This window comes from Serratia sp. S4, assembly GCF_000347995.1.
Lineage (GTDB): Bacteria > Pseudomonadota > Gammaproteobacteria > Enterobacterales > Enterobacteriaceae > Serratia > Serratia quinivorans.
Genome location: NZ_KB661120.1, coordinates 1,229,538 through 1,253,509 on the forward strand (window position 1 = coordinate 1,229,538; position 23,972 = coordinate 1,253,509).

General features: G+C 52.1%; 24 protein-coding genes and 1 tRNA gene. 15 read left to right on the forward strand and 10 right to left on the reverse strand.

The features are described 5' to 3' along the window. Positions 1 to 3: 3 nt before the first annotated feature. Positions 4 to 642 carry a multifunctional acyl-CoA thioesterase I/protease I/lysophospholipase L1 gene (gene tesA / locus SERS4_RS0106385; RefSeq protein WP_165366728.1) on the reverse strand — a complete coding sequence of 213 codons (639 nt, stop codon included), beginning with the start codon at positions 640 to 642 and terminating at the stop codon, positions 4 to 6. On the opposite strand from tesA, the gene ybbA reads away from it, so the two are divergent. The 4 genes from ybbA to galE all read left to right on the forward strand — a co-directional run bounded on the left by ybbA (position 613) and on the right by galE (position 6,619). Beyond that, positions 613 to 1,299, forward strand: a complete 687-nt coding sequence (ybbA, locus tag SERS4_RS0106390) for a putative ABC transporter ATP-binding protein YbbA (RefSeq protein ID WP_017891875.1) — start codon at positions 613 to 615, stop codon at positions 1,297 to 1,299. The genes tesA and ybbA overlap by 30 nt on opposite strands. Continuing rightward, positions 1,296 to 3,728: a putative ABC transporter permease subunit YbbP gene (gene ybbP / locus SERS4_RS0106395; RefSeq protein ID WP_017891876.1), complete on the forward strand. Its 2,433-nt coding sequence runs from the start codon at positions 1,296 to 1,298 to the stop codon at positions 3,726 to 3,728. Before ybbA ends, ybbP begins: the two co-directional genes overlap by 4 nt. Before the next feature lie 396 nt (positions 3,729 to 4,124). Continuing rightward, entirely contained in the window at positions 4,125 to 5,531 is a 1,407-nt protein-coding gene (locus SERS4_RS0106400) for a sugar porter family MFS transporter (RefSeq protein WP_017891877.1), read from the forward strand. Positions 5,532 to 5,602: 71 nt separating this feature from the next. Then, a complete protein-coding gene (gene galE, locus SERS4_RS0106405; protein ID WP_017891878.1) occupies positions 5,603 to 6,619 on the forward strand; it encodes a UDP-glucose 4-epimerase GalE in 1,017 nt (338 codons plus the stop codon). Between the two features lie 73 nt (positions 6,620 to 6,692). Here the strand turns inward: galE and purK are convergent, their stop codons facing one another. The 4 genes from purK to ppiB form a co-directional block, all read right to left on the reverse strand. Beyond that, positions 6,693 to 7,760 carry a 5-(carboxyamino)imidazole ribonucleotide synthase gene (purK, locus tag SERS4_RS0106410; RefSeq protein ID WP_017891879.1) on the reverse strand — a complete coding sequence of 356 codons (1,068 nt, stop codon included), beginning with the start codon at positions 7,758 to 7,760 and terminating at the stop codon, positions 6,693 to 6,695. Next, a complete protein-coding gene (purE, locus tag SERS4_RS0106415) occupies positions 7,757 to 8,281 on the reverse strand; it encodes a 5-(carboxyamino)imidazole ribonucleotide mutase (RefSeq protein WP_017891880.1) in 525 nt (174 codons plus the stop codon). The genes purK and purE overlap by 4 nt, the downstream gene beginning before the upstream one ends. A 165-nt stretch (positions 8,282 to 8,446) precedes the next feature. Then, positions 8,447 to 9,169 carry a UDP-2,3-diacylglucosamine diphosphatase gene (locus tag SERS4_RS0106420; protein WP_017891881.1) on the reverse strand — a complete coding sequence of 241 codons (723 nt, stop codon included), beginning with the start codon at positions 9,167 to 9,169 and terminating at the stop codon, positions 8,447 to 8,449. A 10-nt stretch (positions 9,170 to 9,179) separates the two neighbouring features. Further along, positions 9,180 to 9,674 carry a peptidylprolyl isomerase B gene (ppiB, locus tag SERS4_RS0106425; protein ID WP_012005604.1) on the reverse strand — a complete coding sequence of 165 codons (495 nt, stop codon included), beginning with the start codon at positions 9,672 to 9,674 and terminating at the stop codon, positions 9,180 to 9,182. Positions 9,675 to 9,976: 302 nt separating this feature from the next. Between ppiB and cysS the strand changes: the two genes are divergently transcribed. Continuing rightward, on the forward strand, positions 9,977 to 11,362 hold the full coding sequence (gene cysS, locus SERS4_RS0106430) for a cysteine--tRNA ligase (protein WP_017891882.1): 1,386 nt from the start codon (positions 9,977 to 9,979) through the stop codon (positions 11,360 to 11,362). 68 nt (positions 11,363 to 11,430) lie between these two features. On the opposite strand, the gene ybcJ is transcribed toward cysS, so the two are convergent. Together ybcJ and folD are read right to left on the reverse strand one after the other, a co-directional pair. After that, the gene (ybcJ, locus tag SERS4_RS0106435; RefSeq protein WP_012005606.1) at positions 11,431 to 11,643 is read right to left on the reverse strand and encodes a ribosome-associated protein YbcJ; all 213 of its coding nucleotides are present in this window, start codon (positions 11,641 to 11,643) and stop codon (positions 11,431 to 11,433) included. Positions 11,644 to 11,653: 10 nt separating this feature from the next. Further along, positions 11,654 to 12,520 (reverse strand): bifunctional methylenetetrahydrofolate dehydrogenase/methenyltetrahydrofolate cyclohydrolase FolD, encoded by an 867-nt coding sequence (folD, locus tag SERS4_RS0106440; RefSeq protein ID WP_012005607.1) that lies wholly within the window; start codon positions 12,518 to 12,520, stop codon positions 11,654 to 11,656. Positions 12,521 to 12,750: 230 nt separating this feature from the next. Between folD and SERS4_RS0106445 the strand changes: the two genes are divergently transcribed. From SERS4_RS0106445 to hxsA, 8 genes are all read left to right on the forward strand, one after another. Next, a complete protein-coding gene (locus SERS4_RS0106445) occupies positions 12,751 to 12,960 on the forward strand; it encodes a hypothetical protein (protein ID WP_017891883.1) in 210 nt (69 codons plus the stop codon). Next, complete coding sequence (locus SERS4_RS0106450) at positions 12,957 to 13,253, forward strand: hypothetical protein (protein ID WP_017891884.1); 297 nt, start codon at positions 12,957 to 12,959, stop codon at positions 13,251 to 13,253. Before SERS4_RS0106445 ends, SERS4_RS0106450 begins: the two co-directional genes overlap by 4 nt. 145 nt (positions 13,254 to 13,398) lie before the next feature. Next, a tRNA-Arg gene (locus tag SERS4_RS0106455) sits at positions 13,399 to 13,475 on the forward strand. A gap of 299 nt (positions 13,476 to 13,774) precedes the next feature. Continuing rightward, positions 13,775 to 14,041: an AlpA family phage regulatory protein gene (locus tag SERS4_RS25675; protein ID WP_017891886.1), complete on the forward strand. Its 267-nt coding sequence runs from the start codon at positions 13,775 to 13,777 to the stop codon at positions 14,039 to 14,041. A gap of 278 nt (positions 14,042 to 14,319) precedes the next feature. Beyond that, positions 14,320 to 14,595: a His-Xaa-Ser system protein HxsD gene (gene hxsD, locus SERS4_RS0106470; RefSeq protein WP_017891887.1), complete on the forward strand. Its 276-nt coding sequence runs from the start codon at positions 14,320 to 14,322 to the stop codon at positions 14,593 to 14,595. Beyond that, the gene (gene hxsB, locus SERS4_RS0106475) at positions 14,592 to 15,986 is read left to right on the forward strand and encodes a His-Xaa-Ser system radical SAM maturase HxsB (protein WP_017891888.1); all 1,395 of its coding nucleotides are present in this window, start codon (positions 14,592 to 14,594) and stop codon (positions 15,984 to 15,986) included. The genes hxsD and hxsB overlap by 4 nt, the downstream gene beginning before the upstream one ends. Then, positions 15,979 to 17,091, forward strand: coding sequence for a His-Xaa-Ser system radical SAM maturase HxsC (gene hxsC, locus SERS4_RS0106480; protein WP_017891889.1), 1,113 nt, complete (start codon positions 15,979 to 15,981; stop codon positions 17,089 to 17,091). Before hxsB ends, hxsC begins: the two co-directional genes overlap by 8 nt. Then, on the forward strand, positions 17,088 to 17,723 hold the full coding sequence (hxsA, locus tag SERS4_RS26170) for a His-Xaa-Ser repeat protein HxsA (protein WP_071592997.1): 636 nt from the start codon (positions 17,088 to 17,090) through the stop codon (positions 17,721 to 17,723). Before hxsC ends, hxsA begins: the two co-directional genes overlap by 4 nt. Positions 17,724 to 18,117: 394 nt before the next feature. Here the strand turns inward: hxsA and SERS4_RS0106485 are convergent, their stop codons facing one another. After that, positions 18,118 to 18,807 carry a VIT family protein gene (locus tag SERS4_RS0106485; protein ID WP_017891890.1) on the reverse strand — a complete coding sequence of 230 codons (690 nt, stop codon included), beginning with the start codon at positions 18,805 to 18,807 and terminating at the stop codon, positions 18,118 to 18,120. Between the two features lie 244 nt (positions 18,808 to 19,051). On the opposite strand from SERS4_RS0106485, the gene SERS4_RS27305 reads away from it, so the two are divergent. Next, positions 19,052 to 19,573, forward strand: a complete 522-nt coding sequence (locus tag SERS4_RS27305; protein WP_026142244.1) for a hypothetical protein — start codon at positions 19,052 to 19,054, stop codon at positions 19,571 to 19,573. Between the two features lie 731 nt (positions 19,574 to 20,304). Further along, positions 20,305 to 22,260, forward strand: coding sequence for an acyltransferase family protein (locus tag SERS4_RS0106500; protein WP_017891891.1), 1,956 nt, complete (start codon positions 20,305 to 20,307; stop codon positions 22,258 to 22,260). 97 nt (positions 22,261 to 22,357) lie between these two features. Here SERS4_RS0106500 and SERS4_RS27215 read toward each other — a convergent pair whose 3' ends face one another. Both SERS4_RS27215 and SERS4_RS0106510 read right to left on the reverse strand, forming a co-directional pair. Next, positions 22,358 to 22,519 carry a YnfU family zinc-binding protein gene (locus tag SERS4_RS27215; RefSeq protein ID WP_216594072.1) on the reverse strand — a complete coding sequence of 54 codons (162 nt, stop codon included), beginning with the start codon at positions 22,517 to 22,519 and terminating at the stop codon, positions 22,358 to 22,360. A gap of 314 nt (positions 22,520 to 22,833) precedes the next feature. Further along, on the reverse strand, positions 22,834 to 23,895 hold the full coding sequence (locus tag SERS4_RS0106510; RefSeq protein ID WP_017891893.1) for an aldo/keto reductase: 1,062 nt from the start codon (positions 23,893 to 23,895) through the stop codon (positions 22,834 to 22,836). Positions 23,896 to 23,972 lie beyond the last annotated feature (77 nt).

Here is a 23,972-nt window from a genome sequence, read left to right on the forward strand (position 1 = left end):
TATTTAGTTAGACTCATGTTTTACTAGAGGTTCCAGGCGTTCCGCCATCCAGGTGGCGATAAACGGTTGGGCATCCTTATTGGGATGCAATCCGTCATCCTGCATCCATTCCGCTTTCACCACCACCTGTTCCATATAGAACGGCAGCAGTGGAATGTCGAATTGTTTGGCAAGCTGCGGGTAAATCGCACTGAAGGCCTCGGTATAGCGGCGGCCATAGTTGGGCGGAATACGGATTTGCATCAGCAGCGGCTGCGCGCCGGCTTGTTGTACCAGCGTGATGATTTGGCTGAGGTCGCGTTGCAGATCCTGCGCCGGGAAACCGCGCAGACCGTCGTTGGCACCCAGTTCAATCAGTACCCAGCGTGGCTGATGTTGTTTCAGCAGCTCGGGCAGACGTGCCAGCCCCTGAGCGGCGGTATCGCCACTGATGCTGGCGTTGACCAGTTGCGGGTCATCCGGTTTTTTCTGCCATTGGTCGGCCAGCAGCGTCGGCCAGGCTTGCGCTACCGGCAAGCGGTAACCGGCGCTTAAACTGTCGCCTAATATCAATAAGGTATCGGCGGCGACAGCGCGTAAACTGAATAATCCCAACAGCAAAAGGAAGGGAAGATGCCAGCGGAAAACGTTCTTGAAGTTCATCATCTTAGTAAACACGTTGGTCAGGGTGAGCATCAGCTCTCCATCCTTACCGGAGTCGAGCTGGTTGTCAAACCCGCGCAGACAATTGCCCTGATTGGCGAGTCCGGCTCGGGCAAGTCAACGCTGCTGGGGATCCTCGCCGGGTTGGACGACGGCAGTGAAGGGGAGGTGCATTTGTTGGGCGAGTCACTGACCGCGCTGGATGAAGAGGGTCGCGCCGCGCTTCGCGCCAAAAATGTCGGTTTTGTTTTTCAATCCTTTATGTTGGTACCGACGCTCAATGCGCTGGAAAACGTCCAGTTACCGGCGTTGCTGCGTGGGGAAAGCGATCGCCAGAGCCGCGAACAGGCGGTGCAGCTGCTGGAGCAACTTGGGCTGGGCAAGCGTCTTGACCACTTGCCGGCGCAGCTTTCCGGCGGTGAGCAGCAGCGCGTAGCATTGGCGCGGGCGTTCAGTGGCCGACCACGGGTGCTGTTTGCCGATGAACCCACCGGCAACCTCGATCGCCAGACCGGCGAACGCATCGCCGATTTACTGTTTTCCCTCAACCGCGATTTCTCCACTACGTTAATCCTGGTCACTCATGACGAAACCCTGGCGGCTCGCTGCCAGCGTCGGCTGCGCCTGCGTGAAGGCCAGCTGTGGGAGGAAGCATGATCTGGCGCTGGTTTTGGCGTGAGTGGCGCTCACCGTCACTGCTGATCGTCTGGCTGGCGCTGACGCTGTCGATGGCCTGCGTATTGGCATTGGGCAGTATCAGCGATCGTATGGACAAAGGTCTGAGCCAGCAGAGCCGCGATTTTATTGCCGGCGATCGGGTACTGCGCAGCGCCCGGCCGGTGCCGGAAGGCTGGCTGCTGGACGCGCAACAACAGGGGCTGAAAGTCAGTCGACAGTTGTCGTTCACCACCATGACCTATGCCGGCGATCGGCCCCAGTTGGCAGACGTGAAGGCCACCGATCTTGCCTATCCGCTGTACGGCAAGCTGGAGACCCGCCCGGCCAACGTCAAACTGACGCCGGGGAGCGTGCTGGTGGCACCACGTTTGTTGGCGTTGTTGAACGTGAAGGTCGGTGACAGGCTGGACGTGGGCGATACCAGCCTGCGCATTGCCGGTGAAATTATTCAGGAGCCGGATTCCGGCTTTAACCCCTTCCAGACGGCACCGCGCATCATGATCAATCTGGCGGACGTGGACAAAACCGGGGCGGTGCAGCCGGGCAGCCGTCTGACCTACCGTTATATGTTTGCCGGGGCTACGGAGGATATCCAGCGGTACGAAGATCGCCTGACGCCACAGCTTGGCCCCGATCAGCGCTGGTTTGGCTTGCAGGAGTCCGGTAGTGCATTGGGTAAATCGTTGCAACGCTCGCAGCAGTTCCTGTTGCTGTCGGCGCTGCTGACCTTGCTGCTGTCGATTGCCGCCGTCGCGGTGGCGATGAGCCATTATTGCCGCAGCCGTTATGACTTGATCGCGGTGTTGAAAACTCTGGGGGCTGGCCGCAGCGCATTGCGTAAGTTGATTGTCGGCCAGTGGCTGGCGGTAATTCTGCTGGCCGCCGTCGGAGGGGGCATTATCGGGCTGGGGTTTGAAGCGCTGTTGATCCGCCTGCTGGCACCGGTGCTGCCGGCGGAACTGCCAGCCGCCGGGGCCTGGCCGTGGCTGTGGGCGGTCGGCGCATTGCTGATGATTTCTCTGTTGGTGGGGCTGCGGCCGTACCGGCAGTTACTGGCGACCCAGCCGCTGCGGGTGCTGCGCCGCGATGTGGTGGCCAACGTTTGGCCGCTGCGTTATTTCCTGCCGGTGACGGCGGTGATTGTGGTGGCGCTGTTGACGGCGTTGATGGGGGCCAGCACGCTACTGTGGTCGATCCTCGCCGGTATTCTGGTGCTGGCGCTGCTGTTGGGCGCTATCGGCTGGGGCAGCCTGTTATTGCTGCGGCGAATTACGCTGAAGAATCTGGCACTGCGACTGGCGGTTAACCGTCTGCTGCATCAACCCTGGGTCACGGTCAGCCAACTGGCGGCTTTCTCGCTGTCGTTTATGCTGCTGGCGTTACTGCTGGTGCTGCGTGGCGATCTGCTTGAGCGTTGGCAGCAGCAACTGCCACCGGACAGCCCGAATTACTTCCTGCTGAACATGACTGAGGCGCAGGTGCCACAGGTGAAAACCTTCCTGCAACAGCATCAAATTAAACCGGAAACCTACTATCCCATTGTCCGCGTACGCCTGACCGAGATTAACCAGCAGGTGGCGACCGAACGGGTGCATGAGGACGATCCGGGCGGCGAGGCGGTGAATCGTGAGCTGAACCTGACCTGGCTGGCAGAGCTGCCGGCGCACAATCCATTGCTGGCAGGCAGTTGGCCGCCGAAAGCCGGCGAGGTGTCGATGGATCAGGGCATTGCCGGACGACTCAAGATCAAACTGGGTGATACGCTGACCTTCAGCGGCGATACCCAGTCGTTCAGCGCCAGGGTCACCAGCCTGCGCCAGGTGGATTGGGAAAGCCTGAAACCGAACTTTTACTTCATCTTCCCGCCGGGTGCGCTGGATGGCCAGCCGCAAACCTGGCTCACCAGTTTCCGTTACGACGGGGACGGACAGATGCTGACCCAGCTTAATCGCCAGTTCCCGACGCTCAGCCTGCTGGATATAGGTTCGATCCTCAAACAGGTGGGCGGTGTGCTGCAGCAGGTGAGCCGCGCGCTGGAAGTGATGGTGGTGCTGGTGGTGCTCTGCGGCGGTTTGTTGCTGATGGCGCAGGTGCAGGTGGGTATGCGTCAGCGGCGTCAGGAACTGGTGGTGTACCGTACGCTCGGCGCCGGCAAGCGCCTGTTGCGCAGCACGCTGTGGTGTGAGTTTGCCCTGCTGGGGCTGGTGGCGGGCATTGCCGCCGCGGTGGGGGCAGAAGCGGCACTGTGGTTGCTGCAAAGCCAGGTATTTGACTTCCCATGGGCGCCAACACCGGTGCTGTGGTGGGCATTGCCGCTACTCAGTGCGTTGTTGCTGTCGCTGTGCGGTGGTTGGCTGGGCGTGCGCTTGCTGCGCGGGCAGGCGCTGTTCCGCAGTTACGACGGTTAACTCACATATCAAGCTGGCCCAGGTTATTGGGCCAGCCGAACAACGATCGCTATTTCCCTCTTATCTGACCTTCGCTTCCCCCCAATCACCAGTCTTTTATCCACGGCGTTCGGACGTTTGTGGTGTGATATCGATTACATTTAATTGAGGGTTATTAAAATGGATACCCTGCGATATGGTAATAAGATGTTGCGGTTGTCTTCATTTTAAAGCAGTGAATGAGATTATTATCTTTCTTAATCAAGGGTTTTTTACTGTTTTGTGGTGATCCTGCTTTTATACTGATTAAGATAAAGTCGTGTAATCGTTTCCACTAATGTGATCACACTCACTTACCTCTGACGGATTGCCTCCTATCATAACGGCAACTTAAGAACGTTATCGATTGGAGGCAGTATGAGTACTACCGTCAAAGTGTCGGCGGCTGAGAATAGCCAAAGCAATGCAGGCATGACTTTCTTCGTCTGTTTTTTGGCCGCACTGGCCGGGCTGCTGTTTGGTCTGGATATCGGCGTTATTGCGGGGGCTCTGCCGTTTATCACCGATTCGTTTCATATGACCAGTTCCCAGCAGGAGTGGGTGGTCAGCTCAATGATGTTTGGCGCTGCGGTCGGTGCCGTGGGCAGTGGTTGGATGAATTTCCGCATCGGGCGTAAATACAGCCTGATGATTGGCGCCGTGCTGTTCGTGTTGGGATCCTTATGCTCAGCGGCAGCGCCTAACGTTGAAGTCTTGTTGGTGTCGCGCATTCTGCTCGGACTGGCGGTGGGTGTCGCATCCTATACGGCGCCCATTTACCTGTCTGAAATCGCGCCGGAAAAAATTCGCGGCAGCATGATTTCCATGTACCAGCTGATGATTACCATCGGCATCCTGGCGGCTTATCTGTCGGATACCGCGTTCAGTTACACCGGTGCCTGGCGCTGGATGCTGGGGGTGATCACCATTCCTGCCGTGCTGCTGCTGGTTGGGGTGTTCTTCCTGCCTGATAGCCCACGCTGGTTGGCTTCGCGTAACCGCCATGAGCAGGCACGTCAGGTATTGGAGAAACTGCGTGACAGCAGCGCCCAGGCGCAACATGAACTGAATGAAATTCGTGAGAGCCTCAAGCTGAAACAGAGCGGCTGGTCGCTGTTTAAAGACAATAAAAACTTCCGCCGTGCCGTTTTTCTCGGCGTATTGCTGCAGGTGATGCAACAGTTCACCGGTATGAACGTCATCATGTATTACGCGCCGAAGATTTTTGGTCTGGCGGGTTTTGCCAGTACCGCACAGCAGATGTGGGGTACGGTGATCGTTGGCCTGGTGAACGTGCTGGCCACCTTTATCGCCATTGGGCTGGTTGACCGCTGGGGCCGTAAACCGACGCTGACGCTGGGCTTTATCGTCATGGCGGTGGGCATGGGGGCCCTGGGGATAATGATGCATGTGGGGATGAGTTCGCCTGCCGAGCAATACTTCGCTGTTATCATGTTGCTGATGTTTATTGTCGGTTTTGCCATGAGCGCCGGCCCACTGATTTGGGTGCTGTGTTCTGAGATCCAACCGCTGAAAGGCCGTGACTTTGGTATCACCTGTTCCACTGCCACCAACTGGATCGCCAACATGATCGTCGGGGCGACCTTCCTGACCATGCTTAATTCTCTGGGCAGCGCCTACACTTTCTGGGTCTACGCGGCGCTCAACCTGGTGTTTATCTTCATCACGCTGGCGTTGATCCCGGAAACCAAAAATATCTCTCTGGAACATATCGAACGCAATCTGATGGCCGGTAAACCGTTACGTAACATTGGTTCACGCTGAGCGGTAAGCCAGGCACGCGAGGCCCGCTGATACGGCGGGCTTTCGCTCCTGACACTGATTAAGGGGAAATTATGTCTATTCTGGTGACCGGCGGCGCCGGCTACATTGGTTCACATACGGTGCTGGCTTTGCTGGAACGTGGTGAAGATGTGGTGGTGCTGGATAATTTGATCAACGCGTCAGAAGAGTCTTTGCGCCGCGTGGAGCAACTGACAGGCAGGGCCGCGACGTTTTATCGGGGAGATGTACAGGATGCCGGCTGCCTGAAGCGCATCTTTGAGGAAAACAACGTTACCTCGGTGATCCACTTTGCCGGCCTGAAGGCGGTGGGGGAGTCGACCCAAAAACCGCTGGAGTACTATCAGAATAACGTGGCCGGTACCTTGGTGCTGCTGGAGGCGATGCGCGAGGCGGGAGTTCATCAGTTTATCTTCAGCTCTTCCGCCACGGTGTACGGCGAACATGCGCCGGTACCTTACCGGGAAGATATGCCGATTGGCGGCACTACCAGCCCTTACGGCACCTCCAAATGGATGGTGGAGCAGGTCCTGCAGGACTTTGCCAGGGCTGAACCGGCATTTTCGATTATCGCGCTGCGCTACTTCAACCCGGTAGGCGCGCATGAGTCGGGCCTGATTGGCGAAGACCCGAGTGGCATCCCCAATAATCTGCTGCCTTATATCGCACAGGTGGCCATTGGTCAGCGGGAAACTCTGAGCGTGTTTGGCGGCGACTATCCAACCAAAGACGGTACGGGCGTGCGCGACTACATTCACGTGATGGATGTGGCGCAGGGCCATCTGGCGGCGATGGATCATTTAGCGCAGATTGCCGGGTTTAAAGCCTATAACCTGGGCTCCGGGGTCGGTTATTCGGTGCTGGAAATGGTGCGGGCGTTTGAAAAAGCCTCGGGCGTGACCATTCCTTATCAGATTTTACCGCGCCGTGCGGGCGACCTGCCTGCCTTTTGGGCCGATGCCGGGTTGGCAAAACAGGAACTGGGCTGGCAAGTGCAGCGCGGGCTTGACGTGATGATGCGCGATACCTGGAACTGGCAAAGCAAAAATCCGCAGGGCTATCGCCGCTAGCTTTCATCGGCAATAAATAAAAAAGGGTTCAGCTCCATGAGTTGAACCCTTTGTTTTTGGTACGGGGAAACGTTTAAGCCAGCTTTTGCTGCGCCCAGGCCAGACCGCTTTGGTATTCGCTCGGCAGCAGCGGTGCCAGTGCCTGCAAGGTCTGCAGCAGCGCAGCGGCGTCAGGATCGTTCAGGTTCAGGTGCCCGACCTTGCGACCTTCGCGCACCTCTTTCTCATACCAGTGCAGATGCACCAGCGGTAACGCCAGCCACTGCTGATTCACTGCGGTGCCAATCAGGTTGACCATCACCGACGGCGTGCTTACTACCGGTTTTGGCAGCGGCAGGGCGAGAATAGCGCGCAGATGCAGTTCGAACTGGCTGATAGACGCGCCGTTCTGCGTCCAGTGGCCACTGTTGTGTACCCGGGGGGCCAGCTCGTTAATCAACAGGCGATCGCCAACGATAAAGCACTCCATCGCCATTACGCCGACGTAGTTCAGCTCATCAAGGATGGCCGTCAGCATTTGCTCCGCCTGCCGTTGCAGGCCAGGGTTGGGCTGCGGCAGCGCCACGCTGGTGCGCAGAATGCCTTCTTCATGCAGGTTATGGGTCAGCGGATAGAACACCGACTGGCCGTCATGCCCGCGTGCGCCGACCAGCGACACCTCACCGGAGAAGTTAATCCCTTGCTCGACGATACATTCGCCATAGGCATCGGCCGGCAATTCGGCCTCTTGCCCTGGGCGTAAACGCCATTGACCGCGGCCGTCGTAACCGCCAACGCGACGTTTGACGATCGCCAGTTCACCCAGAGTCGCGAACACCTGCGGCCATTCGGCGGCGTCAGCCAGCAGTTGCCACGGCGCGGTAGCCAGGCCAAGCTGATCGAGCAACTGTTTTTGCGTCAGGCGATCTGCCAGACGCGGAAAAATATCACGGTTGACGAAGCTGTTGTGGGTTGCCAGTTCGCGCGTCAGCGCGGTTTCCGGCCAGCGTTCGATTTCGGCGGTGATCACGCTGTTCTGGTAGGGCACGGCTTCCGGTTCGGCGTCGAGGCCTACCGGGTACACGGCGATGCCCAGCGGTTCACCGGCCTGGCGTAGCATGCGCCCTAACTGGCCGTTGCCCAGTACGCAAACCGGCTTCATGCTTCCTCCCGCGGATCCGGGTGGTTCAGCACCTCGTCAGTTTGTGCCTGCCGCCAGTCGGCGAGGCGTTGTGCCAGCGCGGCGTCGTGCAGCGCCAGAATTTGTGCCGCCAGCAGGGCAGCATTGGCGGCACCGGCTTTGCCGATGGCCAGCGTACCCACTGGAATACCGCGCGGCATTTGCACGATCGAATACAGGCTGTCTACACCGCTCAGTGCGGCGCTTTGCACCGGAACACCCAGCACCGGAACCAGCGTTTTCGCCGCCAGCATGCCCGGCAGATGCGCAGCACCGCCTGCACCGGCAATGATCACGTCAAAGCCATTATCAGTTGCCTGCTCGGCAAAGCTGAACAGCTTGTCTGGCGTGCGATGAGCGGAAACGACTTCGACATGGAACGGGACATCGAGCGAGGTCAGGACTTCGGCGGCAAACTGCATGGTGGCCCAGTCACTTTTCGATCCCATTACAATTGCGATTTTAACCCCAGCGTGGGTGGCTGAAGCGGCGTTGGCTCCCATGGGTGTAAGGCTCCTGTATTGTACAAACGACGGCCGGTTGCCTGCGGCGGGAGGCCGAATGAGGGCACAGAGCATACCATGAGCGCACGGCGAGGAAAACGGTTGCGTCGCCGGTTTTCATTGCCAAAAGCGTGAATTTTTTTACCTGTGCGACAAGTCAGGAACTTAGAACGGGAATTGGATCAGCTCGACGGCGTCGGCACTGACTTTGATCATGGAGCCTTCAACGTGCCAGGCTCCCAGCACCACGCGGTGGGCCTTGCCGTTGCTCAATGCCAATTCATGCACCGCCGGACGGTGAGTGTGGCCGTGGATCATCCAGTGAACCTTGTGGCGCAGCATCGCCTGCTCAACCGCCTGTGGGTTGACGTCCATAATAGAGTCCGACTTGTACTGGTTACTCTGCTGGCTGCGGGCACGCATTTTGGCCGCGATCTTAAGACGCCAGCGCAGCGGCATGGCCAGAAACAGTTTTTGGATCAGCGGATTGTGTACCTTGCGGCGAAACTGTTGGTAGGCCTGATCGTCGGTACACAGCGTGTCGCCATGCAGGATCAGGATTTTTCGGCCATACAGCTCCAGCACCTGCTCTTCCGGCAGCAGTTGCATACCGCTGGCACGGGCAAAGCGTTTGCCGACCAGAAAATCACGGTTGCCGTGGATAAAGTAGCAGGGCACGCCAGCCTGTTGCAGCGCCTTCAGTGCCGCAGCGATTTCGCCGTGCAATGGCTCGGGATCGTCATCGCCGATCCAGGCTTCAAACAGGTCGCCAAGAATGTACAGGGCGTCGGCGTGAATGGCATCTTGCCGCAAAAAACGCAGAAAACCGGCAGTGATTGCCGGTTCCTGTGCGCTTAAATGCAGATCTGCGATGAACAGCGTGTTCATGCAGCCGCGATTACTCGCTGACGGTAACGCTAGTGACGATGACGTCTTCTACCGGTACGTCCTGGTGCATGCCGCTACGGCCGGTTTTCACCGCTTTGATCTTGTTAACCACGTCCATGCCTTCAACCACTTCAGCAAATACGCAGTAGCCCCAGCCCTGCGCGTTTTCGCCGCGGAAGTTCAGGAAGTCGTTGTCTGCCACGTTGATGAAGAACTGTGCGGTCGCAGAGTGTGGATCGTTGGTGCGAGCCATTGCCAGGGTACCGATGGTGTTTTTCAGACCGTTGTTGGCTTCGTTCTTGATAGTCGCTTTGGTGTCTTTCTGGGTCATGCCTGGCTCAAAACCGCCGCCCTGAACCATAAAGCCATTGATAACACGGTGGAAAATGGTGTTATTGTAGAAACCTTCACGGCAGTAGTTCAGGAAGTTTTCAACGGTAACCGGCGCTTTGTCAGCAAAGGTGTTGATAACGATATCGCCGTGATTAGTGTGGAAAGTAACCATAGTTTTAGTCCTAACAAGATGAATTGAGATGTCACAAGGATCGAGTGAACAATCAGACCGCCGTTATAACATATCTCCTTTAATCAGTCAGCAGCGGGTAAACCGCACGCTGGCTGTGGTAAAACGATAATTGTTATATTATAACACTAGTGGCGATCGCTGATTTCTCACCGTTTTCCACCTCTCAGCTTAGCAAAGCGCGGCCTTAACCTTGCATTAGATCAGGCTTCGGGTTTCAATACGCTGCTGGGTGAATCGCCTAATTACTATTTTTGTTATCACGCACACCACGGAATGTCCCGATGCTAAAGATTTTTAATACCCTGAGTCGTCAAAAAGAGGAATTTAAGCCCATTCATGCCGGTAAAGTTGGCATGTACGTGTGCGGGGTAACCATCTATGACCTGTGTCATATCGGCCACGGGCGTACCTTTGTTGCTTTCGACGTCGTCGCGCGTTATTTGCGTTACCTCGGCTATTCGCTGAACTACGTGCGTAACGTTACCGACGTTGACGATAAAATTATCCGCCGTGCAACAGAGAATGGCGAAAGCTGCGATCAACTGACCACGCGCATGCTGGCAGAGATGCACGCCGACTTCGATTCTCTGCTGATTGAACGTCCGGACATCGAACCGCGCGCCACTCAGCATATTGCCGAGATCGTTGAGATCACCCAACGCCTGATCGATCGCGATCATGCCTACGTGGCCAGCAACGGCGATGTGATGTTCTCTATCGACAGCGATCCGCAATACGGCTTGTTGTCACGCCAGGATCTGGATCAGCTGCAGGCCGGTGCGCGGGTAGAAATCGATGATGTAAAACGCAACCCGATGGATTTCGTGCTGTGGAAGATGTCCAAGCCGGGCGAACCTAGTTGGGAATCGCCATGGGGCGCAGGCCGTCCGGGCTGGCACATTGAATGTTCTGCGATGAACTGCAAGCAGTTGGGCACCCATTTTGACATCCACGGCGGCGGTTCCGATCTGATGTTCCCGCATCACGAGAACGAAATTGCCCAGTCTAGCTGTGCGCACGACGGCCCGTACGTCAACTACTGGATGCACTCCGGTATGGTGATGATCGACAAAGAAAAAATGTCGAAATCGTTGGATAACTTCTTCACCATCCGCGACGTGCTGGGTTACTACGACGCCGAAACCGTGCGTTACTTCCTGATGTCTGGCCACTATCGCAGCCAACTGAACTACAGCGAAGAGAACCTGAAACAGGCGCGTACCGCACTGGAGCGTTTGTACACCGCGCTGCGCGGTACCGACGTTAACGCTCAACCGGCCGGTGGCGAAGTGTTTGAAGCTCGCTTCCGCGAAGCCATGGATGACGACTTCAATACCCCGGAAGCTTATTCGGCGCTGTTTGATTTGGCACGCGAGGTTAACCGCCTGAAAGCGGAAGATCTGACTGCAGCCAACGGCCTGGCGGCGGAACTGCGTAAGCTGGCGAAGGTGCTGGGCTTGTTGCAGCAAGAACCGGAACTGTTCCTGCAGGGCGGCGCACAGGCGGACGACGGTGAAGTGGCGGAGATCGAGGCACTGATCAAACAGCGCAATGACGCGCGCAAAGCCAAAGATTGGGCGCTGGCGGATGCCGCGCGTGACCGTTTGAACGAGATGAACATTGTGCTGGAAGATGGTCCGCAGGGAACCACCTGGCGCCGTAAGTAATTCGCTTTAGGCTGAAAAGCAAAAAAGGCGCTGAGGGTTAACTCAGCGCCTTTTTTATGGAGCACGGCTTATGGCTTAACTACAACCTTGCCGCCATTAAACTCCACCACCTGATCGGCGACGATTTTGCAGCGCTTGCGCGTTTCTACTTTGCCGTTTACTTTCACCTGCCCATCGGCGATGACTTCTTTGGCGGCACCGCCACTTTCACACCAGCCCTGGAACTTGAGCAGGTCGCACAGTTCGACGTGCGGGTGATTATCCAGATTAAAAGTTTCCATACTGCCTTACTTATTTAGGTTGAACGTCGTGATAAACCTCGCAGGCCTGCAAGGTATTTTGGATCAGTGTAGCAACGGTCATTGGGCCAACGCCACCCGGAACCGGAGTAATATAGGCCGCGCGTTCACTGGCGGCATCGAATTCTACGTCGCCGACTACTTTACCACTTTCAAGACGGTTAATGCCGACATCCACCACGATCGCGCCCGGCTTGATCCAATCACCCGGAATAAAGCCCGGTTTACCGACCGCGACGATCAGCAGATCGGCATTTTCAACGTGATGACGCAGGTTCTTGGTGAAACGGTGGGTCACGGTGGTGGTGCAACCGGCCAGCAGCAGCTCCATGCTCATCGGGCGGCCAACGATGTTGGACGCGCCAACTACAACGGCATTCAGGCCATAGGTATCGATGTTGTAACGCTCGAGCAGGGTCACGATGCCGCGTGGGGTACATGGGCGCAGTTTAGGCGAGCGTTGGCACAGACGGCCGACGTTGTAAGGGTGGAAACCGTCAACGTCTTTATCCGGATGAATACGTTCCAGCACTTTGACGTTATCGATGCCGGCAGGCAGTGGCAACTGCACCAGGATGCCGTCGATCTCGCCGTCGGCATTCAGCCGGTCGATCAGCGCCAGCAATTCGGCCTCACTGGTGGTGGCAGGCAAATCGTAGGAGCGAGAGAGGAAACCCACCTCATCACAGGCGCGGCGCTTGCTGGCGACGTAAATCTGTGAGGCCGGGTTCTCGCCAACCAGCACGACTGCCAGGCCCGGCGCGCGTTTGCCGGCGGCCAGACGTTGTTTAACTTGCTCAGCCACTTCGTTTCTAACCTGCTGCGCAATCGTTTTACCATCAATAATCTTTGCTGACATCAGTGAGGAAATCCATCAATTAAGAAAAGCGGGGATGGCGCTATTTTGTCAGAAGCGGAGCGCGCTGTCAGGCGCTGAATCGTGTTCGACGCTGTTTGCCGGGGGAGATTTACGCTTTTTTTATGCCAACAGAATGATCCTCTACGCCTTTTTTACCTTGCGCTACTTAAGCTGTGGCTATTCACACTGCGGTATTCGCGCCAGCCGCAGGCGCTAACGGAGCCACAATCATGATGATCATCACTCGGCTACACCCATGGCATCAGCAGATTGCCAGCCCGATTAACCCGCCCAAACACGTGGGCGAAACGGTGTTCGACTCATCAATGCACCCGGCGGACGTGGCGCAGTTGATGGTGTTTCATCAGCTCGCGGAACATAAAACACCGCCATCCTGGCGAGCACGCCTGCGTGCGCTGTGCCGGAGGTTGCACGTATGAGATATATCAGAGGGATTGGTTTTATGCTGCTGGCGTGGATGCCAATGGGTCATGCCTCGTTGAATGCCACGCCGGTCAGCGCCGCACTAAACCAACCGTTGGCGACCGCCTGCAACCTGCTGACTACCGAGCATGCCGACTGGGGAAATATCAATGCGGTGGTGCGCTCGGCCCGCATTTGTCTGCAGCGCCCGGCAGGGCAACAGCAATCGGAACGGCTCCCCGAACAGGCCGAATCCGGCCTGGTTCACTACAGCGGGAGTCTGTTGCCGGAGCTAATACAAGGGAAATAAAGACGTTTTGCCGAGGGACGGCGGCAGCAATGGCTGAAAAATCACCATAAAGCACGGCTGACGCCGTAACGTCATGAAAAGGCATTGACTCAGTAACCCCTGACCGTATAATCGCACTCCGCAACTCCGGTTGCCGCATCCCAATGCGCCCTTAGCTCAGTTGGATAGAGCAACGGCCTTCTAAGCCGTAGGTCACAGGTTCGAGCCCTGTAGGGCGTACCATTTTTACTTCTCCCAATACCTATTCAAATCTACTAATCCCCATTCTGCCTAGTAAATTAAAGGATCTTGTTATTCCTACGTCTGTTGCCACCTATTGAAGTCTACGCTCAAGTGGGGGGGCATTTGGGGGGTATTCGCAGGTTCAATAAAGTGAAATACCCCCGCATGAAGCTCAATGCCAGGAAAGTCGATACTGTCAAGCTGAAGGATAAACCTTACAATCTCTCTGATGGCGGTGGGCTTTATTCCTCGCTGATCCATTTGTATGTCTCCTCGTCGAAACACATGAGGGACATCCTATGAATCAGCACAACAACACCCGACTTTTCCGCTTACCACAAGTTCTAGAAATAACGGGATTTGATAAAGCCTGGATCTATTGCCTGCTCGGTGAAGGGCGGTTTCTTGTGCCTAAAAAAATTGGTATTCGTGCTATGGAATTTCTCGAAAGTAAAATTGATAAGGGGATTAAGTTAACAATAAATTTTCAAGGAGTAACACCGATTAAATTAAATTTTAATGCGGAAGTAGACGTTTATTTTAAAGGGTTTGATGTGTATTTTTAAGCTACATGCAAGCATAATATTATTAACTTAGTGGTGCTATACCAATGAATTTATTTCTGGGGGGAGTACAGCTGCATCATTGTTGCACACAATTAACTTTAAATTGAAATTATATCTATTTTAATTATTTAAAATGAAGTTTTATGTGTCAGGTAATACGTTTATCAATCCAAACTATTGCAGAAAACTAGGATTGTTGTAGCATCATAAAAATGGGTTTAATTTCTTGATATATAATTATTTCATGCCGTTATTATTGGCTTGGTTGGGTACTAGTAATGTGGCAAAGAAAAATTAAAAAAGAACAGTGTTCAGAGTGGGTTATTCGCAGTGTCCTTTACTGGATAACTGCATACACACGTTGGAGGCTTGATGAGAATGAGCTGAACTGGGTTATCACATTTGATGTTTTTACCGAAGAGAGCCAGTTCGAGTTTGAGCGGTTGCTGAATGACTATAAGCTCAGGGAGTCCCTTCAAAGGCAAACCGGCCAAGTTAGGGCATCGATCATAGATAACGTATTGAGTAGTATTGACAAGAGGTTAGCGGAATGAAACTCATGCCGTTCAACTTCGACCGGATAAACGATGATACGGTTTTTCTAAGTAACCTGGCTGGGTTTCATCAGTTCCTCTCTGAGGAAAATTTTTCGCAGCTTGTCGGACTCTCCGTTCCAGATGATCCGACTCTTACTGATGCTCTTGAGAGTAAGCTCTTTATCTCTGGGGATGATGAACAGGCGTTTACTGCTTCTGTTTTGAGTTCGGGTTTTGCAAAGCGGATTATGAGTGATTTGGCATTAAATCCAATCTTTATGATTGTTCCAACACTGAGGTGCGATCACACCTGTAAATATTGTCAGGTGAGCCGTGCTGCTGTTGGTGCAAAGAACTATGATCTCGATCCCACTCTTATCCCAGTAATCGTAAATAAGATCAAAAAACTATCAGAGCCACCGTACAAAATTGAAGTGCAAGGTGGTGAGCCTCTCCTGCGCTTTGACCTAGTAAAACTACTCTATGAGCAGTGTGAAGAGAGCTTGGGTGTAGATGCTTTCGAAATGGTGATTGCGACAAGCCTTTCGTTGCTAGAGTCATCAATCCTAACTTGGGTGAAAGAACGTAATATCACCTTTTCGGTATCATTGGATGGTAGTGAAACTATCCACAATAAGAACCGTGTCTTGACTCACGATGAGTCGTATTCAAAAGCGGTGGATGGGATTCAGCGGATTAAGGACGATTTGGGTAAGAGTCGAGTTTCTACGGTAACGACCGTAACGAAAGAACTTATTAAAAGTCCATCTTCTATCATCGATGCACACTTGGTATTGGGGTTGACAGATCTTTTTGTCAGGCCTGTAAGCCCGTATGGTTTTGCACATAAAGACAATTTTTCATTTTCTATGGATGAGTACTTTGGATTTTATGAAAAACTCATAGAAGACATTGTAGAACATAACAAAAATGGAATACCCGTTGTTGAGCATTCGGCAGCGATACATCTGAAACGGATCTTCAATCCAGGTTTTAGCGGTTATGCCGATCTGAAATCCCCCAGTGGCGTTGTTCTGAACTGTATCCTCTTTAACTATGACGGTCGGGTATATGGAAGCGATGAAAGCCGTATGCTCCAGAAAGTGAACAGCGATGTTGATTTCAGTGCTGGGGAGATCGCCAACATGTCATTTTCAAAAAGCGACTACTATCGAACAGTTTTGGCTTCGTCATTCAATTTCGCCTTACCTGGATGCGATACTTGTGCTTATCAGCCTTTCTGCGGCTCAGATCCTTGCCAAAACATCAGTATGCAAGGAGAACCTGTTGGAGACAGGAGCAAATCAACATTTTGCCAATACCATAAAGGGATGTTCCGATTTCTGATAGACAAACTGGCAAAAGGTGGAGAAGTGGCTGATATATTGAGAGGGTGGGTTTATGTCTGACGTCATCAGGAACGATATTTTCAGATATGAGAGCGAAGATGATGTCCCACCGGGCTTCTATCGGTTATGTAAACAAACGCCAGTGAATCCAGAGTTTTATCTGCCTAACCTACTGGTAAGGGAAAAATTTCAGGAAGAGAGCATACTTCCTTGCTATAGCGCTTACATTGAGAATCGAGGTCTTTTCAACGCAATTGATGATGGGGACATTGCTGTTGTTAATAATGGTAATATGCTCAGAGTGATCCTGTCTCGTCGGGCTAATCATAATACTGTCTTGGTGACTGAAAGGTGCAATAACCTTTGCTTATTCTGTTCACAGCCCCCCAAAAAAGCGAATGACGATTGGTTGCTGACTCAATCCGCGTTAGCGATTGCAGCATTCAATCTTGATGGTGTCGTAGGCGTTAGTGGTGGTGAGCCATTACTATATGGTGATGATTTTTTAGATTTTCTTGATTTCATAGCTGAAAATTCACCTGAAACATCACTACATGTACTCACTAATGGTAGAGCATTTGCAGATGGCAATTTTGCCAGGCAAGTGAAACAACGATGCGATCAATTGAAAATTACGTTCGGTGTTCCTTTGTATTCCTCTAGACAATCCATCCATGACCATCTTGTAGGGAGTGATGGAGCCTTCAAAGAAACGGTTTGCGGGTTGATTAATGCAGGGAACTTGGGTATCAATATTGAATTGCGGATAATACCAACAAAATCCAACTATCGTGATCTACCTAACATAATAGAGTATGTTAGCCGTGTTTTCTCCAACATAAATCAAATATCAATTATGGGATTGGAGTCAATAGGATGGGCAAGAAAAAACTGGCAAGAGATAGCCATAGAACATAATGATAGTGCTAATTATTTATCGGCGGCAGTTGAGGTAGCATCCAGAGCTAGGTTAGATATATTGTTCTTTAATTATCCACTCTGTCATCTACCCAATGCTTTATGGGATTATTCGGTGCAATCGATTTCAGATTGGAAGAATTACTATCCTAAAGAGTGTGACGTTTGTACTGAAAAAAATAATTGTGCCGGATATTTTAGCTCTTCAAAAGGACGATTTCATCAAGATCCGAGACCAATACTATGAAAAAATTTAACTTCGCAGCATTACTTCCTGGGTTTTTAGCTCTAAACAATTCTGTGTGGGCAAGTGATTCGGCTATGGATATAGGGGACATCTCTAATATGTCTCTGAAAGATCACGATCTGATCTTGGCTCCTCTAAATACTGACATCCCGTTCTACATTGCAGGGCATCGTAGTCATAGCTCCCACAGAAGCCACAGTTCACATCGCTCGTCTTCAGGTGGCGGCTACTATAGTTCGCCATATTATCCAAAGACGACAAGCTCACCATCAACTACTCGCAGCGGAACATCTTCGTCATCAAATTTGAATTCAGGAACATCCTCGTCTGTGCGTTCGCTTCGTTCGAATAATTCTGATACCACTTCAACCACCAATTCTGTGGACTCTACCGGAGCTAATCGTGCAACTGATGGCCTGACTTCTGATTCTGAAAAACGTAGGCGTCTAATCATGCGAGTGCAGTTTGCCTTACTTGATAAAGGGTTCTACAACGGGAACATCGACGGAATAATGGGACCTTCAACACGAACTGCCATAAAGAATTATCGTGTTGAAAATGGTTTACCCATTCAGGCAAGGGAAACGCTTGATACGCAATTATTGAACTCGTTGAATATCTTGGCTCGCTAAAAGAAGGTTGGTAGCTATAGCATGCTCACAGTTATTGATGGTCAGTAGTGTTCATTATTGTTCTGAACCGCCGCGTAGCTTAGGCTGCCTCGAGCGGGAAGCGGAATTTAGCGGGCGGAGCGCTCTCTAAAAGAGAATGGGCCGGTTAAGCGGGATGCTTACAGTGGCATTGTTGCCAAAGGCGTTAAAGTTACTGATAAAGGAATTTAATGTCAACCTCGAACGTTTTTCTGAATATTTAAAGACTGAAGGACTAACGGATAAAATAGCGCCTGCAATAGCAGCCGAGACTATTTTACGCTCCAGTATTACCTGGGGAATTGTTTTGAATACATTACCGGTAGTGTGCGTCATTATTTTATAACCAGAATGGGGACTCACAGGGGCGCCGACCTCAGCCGACCATAGACCCAAAAAGTGCCCCGACGCCTGATGAAACACCCATTGCCAGGGCGCTCCAGAAAGTAATGCGAATAATACCGGGAAGTATCGGTGCCCCACCGGCCCTGGCGGCAATCCCGCCCAGAATGGCCAAAGAAATTAATGCGGAAAGGGCAATGGCGGCGATCGCCGACTGGGCCGGGACAATCGCGGCCACCAATAAAGGCAATATGGCTCCCGTCGAGAAACTTGCTGCAGAAGTCAGAGCAGCCTGCAAGGGGCGGGCTGTGGTAATTTCTGAAATGCCCAATTCCTCGCGCGCATGAGCTGCCAAAGCATCATGGCTCATCAGTTTTGCTGCCACTTGTTTCGCCAGCGCGGCGTCCAGACCACGATGGACATAAATTGAGGTTAACTCGCGAAATTCCCCCTGAAAATCGGCATCCAGCTCGGCCTGTTCTTCCGCCAGGGCTGCTTTCTCGGTGTCTGCCTGAGAAGACACGGAAACATATTCACCGGTTGCCATCGACATCGCACCAGCGACCAAACCGGCAATGCCGGTTAATAGAATACTTTGGTGAGTGACATTGGCGGATGCTACCCCCAACAGCAGGCTTGCGGTAGAAACGATGCCATCGTTAGCGCCAAGGACCGCCGCTCTGAGCCAGCCTATTTTCTCTATGCTGTGTCGTTCTCTGTGCATCACGCCGCTCCCATATTTTATCCTGTCGATTCAACCGGTCTGCTTTGCGGAACTCCGGCTGGTTTATCAGCGAGCAAAGTTCGGAAATTTTAGTTTAGCCTGCATCTGGCCGATGCCCGTAAAGTGGATGCTTTGCCGGGAGGTTTCACTGACTTTTACCTATTGATTGAGTCACCATTTACTTGATCTCGGCAATGATGACGCGGCGTCTCCACATTTTTATTATCTGCTACTGCATGGGTGGATGCTGTTGTTTGGCGATAGCATTCTGGCGGTGCAATCCCTCAGCATGCTGTTTGGCGTCGTTACGGTGGCGCTGGTAATCAAACTAACCCGTTGGTTGGCCAATGAAAGGGCAGCGTTGCTGGCCGGTGGCCGGTGGCCTGATGGCAATGATGCCGATGGCGGTGCGCTACAGTCAGGAAGCGCGCATGTATGCGCTGATGGGGACGTTGGCTGGATCCCACAAGTGGTATTGTGCGATCTGCCCGCCATGTTCTGGCGTTTTTTAACCGGAGATGACGGCCGGAATTATTACTGGGGTATTTTCCTGTTGCTGCCGGCATTCTTCTTTGGGTTATCTGCTTTGCTGTTGGTTTCTTGTGGGGTAGAAAACAAATTCAAGCTATTGCAGCTCAGTGGTGTATTTGTCCCGGTCTTACTGCTGTTTGCGGTTTCCTGGCGAATGCCTCTGTTTGTTGATCGCTATTTTTTTTGCTGCGTAAGGTATCCCAATCATTTTGGCGATCCTGATTGCAGAAAGTAAAAGTAAGCTGCGTGGGGTTTCGCTGCTGGTGTTTTTTAGTCTGCTGTTCAACAGTGGGTTACGTGATGATTATTTATCGGATAAAGATCAGTTTAGGGGATGGTGCACCATATCAACAGTGGCTATCAGCCTGGCGATGCCGTTGTTGTCAGCAACATGTTCAATTATCTGAGCTATGTCTATTACAACAAAAAAACTACCGCGCGTTGTTATATACCCAGATAAAACCTAATGGTATTTCCGGTAAACCCAATGCCTATGGATTTGGGACGTTCTTCCACGATCGGGCGGCGCAAACCTACGTCGATAATCTCAAAGTTCTGTCCTTGAACCATCGCCGGGTATGGTTGGTCAGCGGAGGAGATTTCAATCAGAATTTTGGTCGCTCACCCTTGGGGTGGTTAATACCCGTACCTTTAAAAGTGGTGGGTTTGAATCGCGCCTGTTTGTGGTTCACCCCGCCAGATAAGTGGATGCCGCCAGTGCACGTATCCGCTCTCAGACTCCAGTCGTTGCTCAACGCTAGTGATGTGTGGCGTGGTATAAAGAACCGGCCCTGTAGCTCAGGGCAGTCAGTTTCTGATTGATATCACTTCTATAAGAATCCACCGTAAAAATCTGATTAGTCATTCCTCCTATAGGTAAAATTCTGCACATGATGCAAAATGCACCGTCAAGAAATATTACAAGCTGTTAGCTATCCTCATAATTTTGAAAGATGAGTATTATATATGTCTTCTACTGCAAGGACTTTTCGGCATGACATCAACGGGCTTCGCGCCTGGGCTGTAATCGCTGTTGTTCTCTTCCACTTTGGCATACCTGGTTTCGCTGGCGGTTTTGTCGGGGTGGATGTCTTCTTTGTTATTTCTGGTTTTCTGATGACGCAGATTATCGTCACTGGGTTGGAAACCGGTAAATTCTCAATTTGGCGGTTCTATCTGGCCCGCGCCCGTAGAATTATCCCTGCACTGCTGGCTTTGTGTTTGACTCTGCTTGTTCTTGGTTGGTTTTTCCTCACTACGGTAGATTACAGTACGCTTTCAAAGCATGTTTTAGTCGCGGTTCTATTTATTTCAAACGTAAAGTTCTGGAAAGAATCGGGTTATTTCGATGCTGCATCTCATGAAAAGTGGTTGCTTCATACCTGGTCCCTATCTGTTGAATGGCAGTTCTATATCATTCTCCCCATTATCTTGCTGATTATGTGGAGATTTTGGAAAGCTGGCGGGATAAAATTCACGATCTTCGCTGGGTTTATTCTCTCGTTTTCCCTTGCCTGTTATTTATCAATCAAATTGCCTTCTGCCGCGTTTTTCTTATTGCCAACGCGGGCCTGGGAGATGCTGGGCGGTGGTGCTGTATGGTGGCTGACCCGCAACGCGAAATTTTCCAAGAACCAAGAAAAGCTGATGGAACTAGTGGGTTTCATCATGATTACTTTTGCGATTGTATTTTTCACACCTAAGCTTGCCTGGCCGGGCATTTATGCATTGGTTCCGGTTGGGGGAGCAATGCTGGTGCTTGCTGCTGGCAGGCAAGGCTCTATCTTTACGTCAAATTATGTTGCAGAGCGTGTTGGGGTTTCTTCTTACTCTATCTACCTTTGGCATTGGCCGATTGTGGTCTTTCTGGCGTACAACAATACTGCCGGATTATGGACATGGATGATTGTCGGGCTCATTTTAAGCGTCATTTTGGGTGAGTTGTCGTTGAGGTTGATTGAAAACCCTACGCGTAAAGGATTATCCAGACAAACTGCATGGGGTAATGTGTTCACTATCGCTGCCTGCATGATGATTATTGGTGTTGCATCCGTCGCGATGTTTAAATTTAATTATCCTGATAGAGTTCCGGCAAAGATTGACCTTATCGCTAACGAGAGCCTTAATTCCAATCCAAGCCGGGTGGGCTGTTTTGCCATATCGGGTACAACCTCTCCCGGGTGCGTTTTTGGTGGTAGCAAGATTAAGGCAATACTCGTTGGCGACAGCCATGCAAATGCCATGACTACTGCGGTGGAAGCTGCATTACCGAGTAAAAACGATGGGGTCTTAAATCTGACTTATGCTGGTTGCCCAACAATTTATCGGGCAAAAACTGTCCCTGGTGAAGCAACAGATAATCAAGACTGCTATGGGTTCAATCAATGGCAGCGGAAAAAACTGGCTGGTCTTGATAAATCGATCCCCATCGTCATCGTTAACAGGACTTCGGTTTATGCATTTGGGCGCCAGATTGTCGCAGAAAGAATGAATACCCCGATAGTTTATTTTTCCACCGTATACCAGACGCCAACGCCTGAGTTTTTGGCTGAATTTAAGGCATCTCTGATAGATAGTGCCTGTGAACTGGCGGCTGAGCACCCTGTCTTTATGGTCAGGCCGATGCCTGAAATGACATCTAATGTGTCAAAAACCATATCCAGAGCAATGATGCTTGGTAAAGAGGCTCCACACATTTACCTTTCTGAAAGTGATTATATGAAGCGTCACTCATTTGTGTGGGAGGCTCAGGACGAAGCAGCAGCAAAATGCGGCGTGAAGATCCTGAATCCATTGCCGCTACTTTGTAAAAATGGCAAGTGCGAAAGCACTCATGATGGTCGTCCTATCTATTATGATGATAATCATGTCAGTGAGTACGGTAATAAATTATTAGTTCCGATGTTCCAGAAGATGTTTTAACGTTAATTCGAAGTTGATTTTGCGTTGGCGCTGAGGTTTGTGTTAAAAATCAGCGCTGACGCACTTTCGCACTAAAGGCGGTGAGGCGTTGCTGGCACTACTTTTCGTCAGGAAGGAAATAGTGGCCGCATTTAGGGCAAATCAGGGTGATGTTTTTACGCACTTTGCGGCTATTTTGTTCAAACATGTGAGCGCATTCTGGACACTTCACTTTTACCGTTGTGCTGCTGAACATCTTAAGGGCATCAAAGATAGACATATCTTTCACCGGGTAGATGTAGGGAACCTCATTCTACCATTCGGTATTGGCAATAGCCCTTTATTGATTGTTTATTAATCATTTTTGTGAGCGCGACGCGAGGATTATGGTGGTCTGAAGTAAGGAAGTACGCGGTAAAAATGTCACATTTCCATCCGGCGTTACATCTGCCGGAGCAAACTTACTCAGGGATGACAGTTCTATACATTGAGATTGATAGTGTAGTCCTACCCGATGATGTTGTGTGTTATCCATTCCCTGTAGTGTATTACCCCATCCCTGTTAAGTTTATCCCGCCTTGAGCGGGATTTTTTTTATCTGCGCTCAATCGTCAAACCGCCAAACATGATATCGCGCGTAACCTGTAGCGCCAGAAAATCATGGGGGAAACCCAGTTCAATGGCGCTTACCGTATCCAGACGCCGCCACTGCTCTTCTGTCAGCCTGACCTCCAGCGCTCCCAGGTTATCTTCCAGTTGTGCCAACGTGCGTGCACCTATGATTGGGGCCGTCACTGCCGGGTTGCGCAGCGTCCAGGCTAGGGCTACCTGAGAAGGGCTAAAATCCGTCTCCCTGGCCAGCGTCAATACCGTTTCGGCAATGGTAATATTGCGCTCGGTCAGCATACCCTTGTCGCGAACCATGGCACGTCGGGTACCGTTCTCTTCCGCCTGCACCTGCAAATCCTGGCGACTGTATTTTCCGCTCAATATGCCACCGGACAGCGGTGACCATGGAATGACGCCAAGGCCCAGCTCTTGCGCCATCGGTATCAGTTCTCGCTCCACGGTACGTTCCAACAGGCTGTATTCAATCTGCAGGCCAATCAACGGTGACCAACCGCGTAAATCCGCCAGTGTCTGCATTCTGGCGGCCTGCCAGGCGGGCAGATCCGAAACGGCCAGATATAACACTTTGCCGGCACGCACCAGATCGTCCATGGCACGCATGATCTCCTCCGCCGGGGTGGTTGCGTCCCAGGCGTGCAGATACAGCAGGTCGATATAATCGGTTTTCAGGCGTCTGAGGCTTTCTTCCACCGAGCGCACCATGCTTTTACGGTGGTTACCGCCAGAGTTTGGGTTATCGGGCTGCATGGGGAGCGTGTATTTGGTGGCGATCACCAGACGGTCGCGGCGTCCGGTGGCGAATTCTCCAATAAATCGTTCGGAACTGCCTTCGGTATAGCGGTTGGCGGTATCAATAAAATTGCCGCCACGTTCTACATAAACGTCGAACAGCCGACGAGCTTCTGCTTGTTCTGCGCCCCAGCCCCAATCGGTGCCGAAGGTCATGGTGCCGAGTGCCAGCGGCGAAACGCGCAGGCCAGAGCGGCCAAGCAGGCGGTAATGGTTCAGGGCCAGTGATGTCAGCATGGGGTATTTCCTCTGTGGTTTTGTTCAAGCATAGGCCCCACCGGGAGTGTAATGAATACGCTATAATCTTCATGAAT

What these genes read in the sequence shown, in the direction of transcription:
- purE (WP_017891880.1), bottom strand. Translation starts at nt 8,281, where the DNA reads ATGGGAGCCAACGCCGCTTCAGCCACCCACGCTGGGGTTAAAATCGCA.
- SERS4_RS0106400 (WP_017891877.1), top strand. Translation starts at nt 4,125, where the DNA reads ATGAGTACTACCGTCAAAGTGTCGGCGGCTGAGAATAGCCAAAGCAAT.
- cysS (WP_017891882.1), top strand. Translation starts at nt 9,977, where the DNA reads ATGCTAAAGATTTTTAATACCCTGAGTCGTCAAAAAGAGGAATTTAAG.
- hxsB (WP_017891888.1), top strand. Translation starts at nt 14,592, where the DNA reads ATGAAACTCATGCCGTTCAACTTCGACCGGATAAACGATGATACGGTT.
- SERS4_RS27215 (WP_216594072.1), bottom strand. Translation starts at nt 22,519, where the DNA reads ATGTCTATCTTTGATGCCCTTAAGATGTTCAGCAGCACAACGGTAAAA.
- ybbP (WP_017891876.1), top strand. Translation starts at nt 1,296, where the DNA reads ATGATCTGGCGCTGGTTTTGGCGTGAGTGGCGCTCACCGTCACTGCTG.
- ppiB (WP_012005604.1), bottom strand. Translation starts at nt 9,674, where the DNA reads ATGGTTACTTTCCACACTAATCACGGCGATATCGTTATCAACACCTTT.
- tesA (WP_165366728.1), bottom strand. Translation starts at nt 642, where the DNA reads ATGAACTTCAAGAACGTTTTCCGCTGGCATCTTCCCTTCCTTTTGCTG.
- SERS4_RS0106485 (WP_017891890.1), bottom strand. Translation starts at nt 18,807, where the DNA reads ATGCACAGAGAACGACACAGCATAGAGAAAATAGGCTGGCTCAGAGCG.
- galE (WP_017891878.1), top strand. Translation starts at nt 5,603, where the DNA reads ATGTCTATTCTGGTGACCGGCGGCGCCGGCTACATTGGTTCACATACG.
- SERS4_RS0106420 (WP_017891881.1), bottom strand. Translation starts at nt 9,169, where the DNA reads ATGAACACGCTGTTCATCGCAGATCTGCATTTAAGCGCACAGGAACCG.
- SERS4_RS0106445 (WP_017891883.1), top strand. Translation starts at nt 12,751, where the DNA reads ATGATGATCATCACTCGGCTACACCCATGGCATCAGCAGATTGCCAGC.
- hxsA (WP_071592997.1), top strand. Translation starts at nt 17,088, where the DNA reads ATGAAAAAATTTAACTTCGCAGCATTACTTCCTGGGTTTTTAGCTCTA.
- SERS4_RS25675 (WP_017891886.1), top strand. Translation starts at nt 13,775, where the DNA reads ATGAATCAGCACAACAACACCCGACTTTTCCGCTTACCACAAGTTCTA.
- ybbA (WP_017891875.1), top strand. Translation starts at nt 613, where the DNA reads ATGCCAGCGGAAAACGTTCTTGAAGTTCATCATCTTAGTAAACACGTT.
- SERS4_RS0106450 (WP_017891884.1), top strand. Translation starts at nt 12,957, where the DNA reads ATGAGATATATCAGAGGGATTGGTTTTATGCTGCTGGCGTGGATGCCA.
- hxsC (WP_017891889.1), top strand. Translation starts at nt 15,979, where the DNA reads ATGTCTGACGTCATCAGGAACGATATTTTCAGATATGAGAGCGAAGAT.
- SERS4_RS0106500 (WP_017891891.1), top strand. Translation starts at nt 20,305, where the DNA reads ATGTCTTCTACTGCAAGGACTTTTCGGCATGACATCAACGGGCTTCGC.
- SERS4_RS0106510 (WP_017891893.1), bottom strand. Translation starts at nt 23,895, where the DNA reads ATGCTGACATCACTGGCCCTGAACCATTACCGCCTGCTTGGCCGCTCT.
- hxsD (WP_017891887.1), top strand. Translation starts at nt 14,320, where the DNA reads ATGTGGCAAAGAAAAATTAAAAAAGAACAGTGTTCAGAGTGGGTTATT.
- ybcJ (WP_012005606.1), bottom strand. Translation starts at nt 11,643, where the DNA reads ATGGAAACTTTTAATCTGGATAATCACCCGCACGTCGAACTGTGCGAC.
- SERS4_RS27305 (WP_026142244.1), top strand. Translation starts at nt 19,052, where the DNA reads ATGCTGTTGTTTGGCGATAGCATTCTGGCGGTGCAATCCCTCAGCATG.
- purK (WP_017891879.1), bottom strand. Translation starts at nt 7,760, where the DNA reads ATGAAGCCGGTTTGCGTACTGGGCAACGGCCAGTTAGGGCGCATGCTA.
- folD (WP_012005607.1), bottom strand. Translation starts at nt 12,520, where the DNA reads ATGTCAGCAAAGATTATTGATGGTAAAACGATTGCGCAGCAGGTTAGA.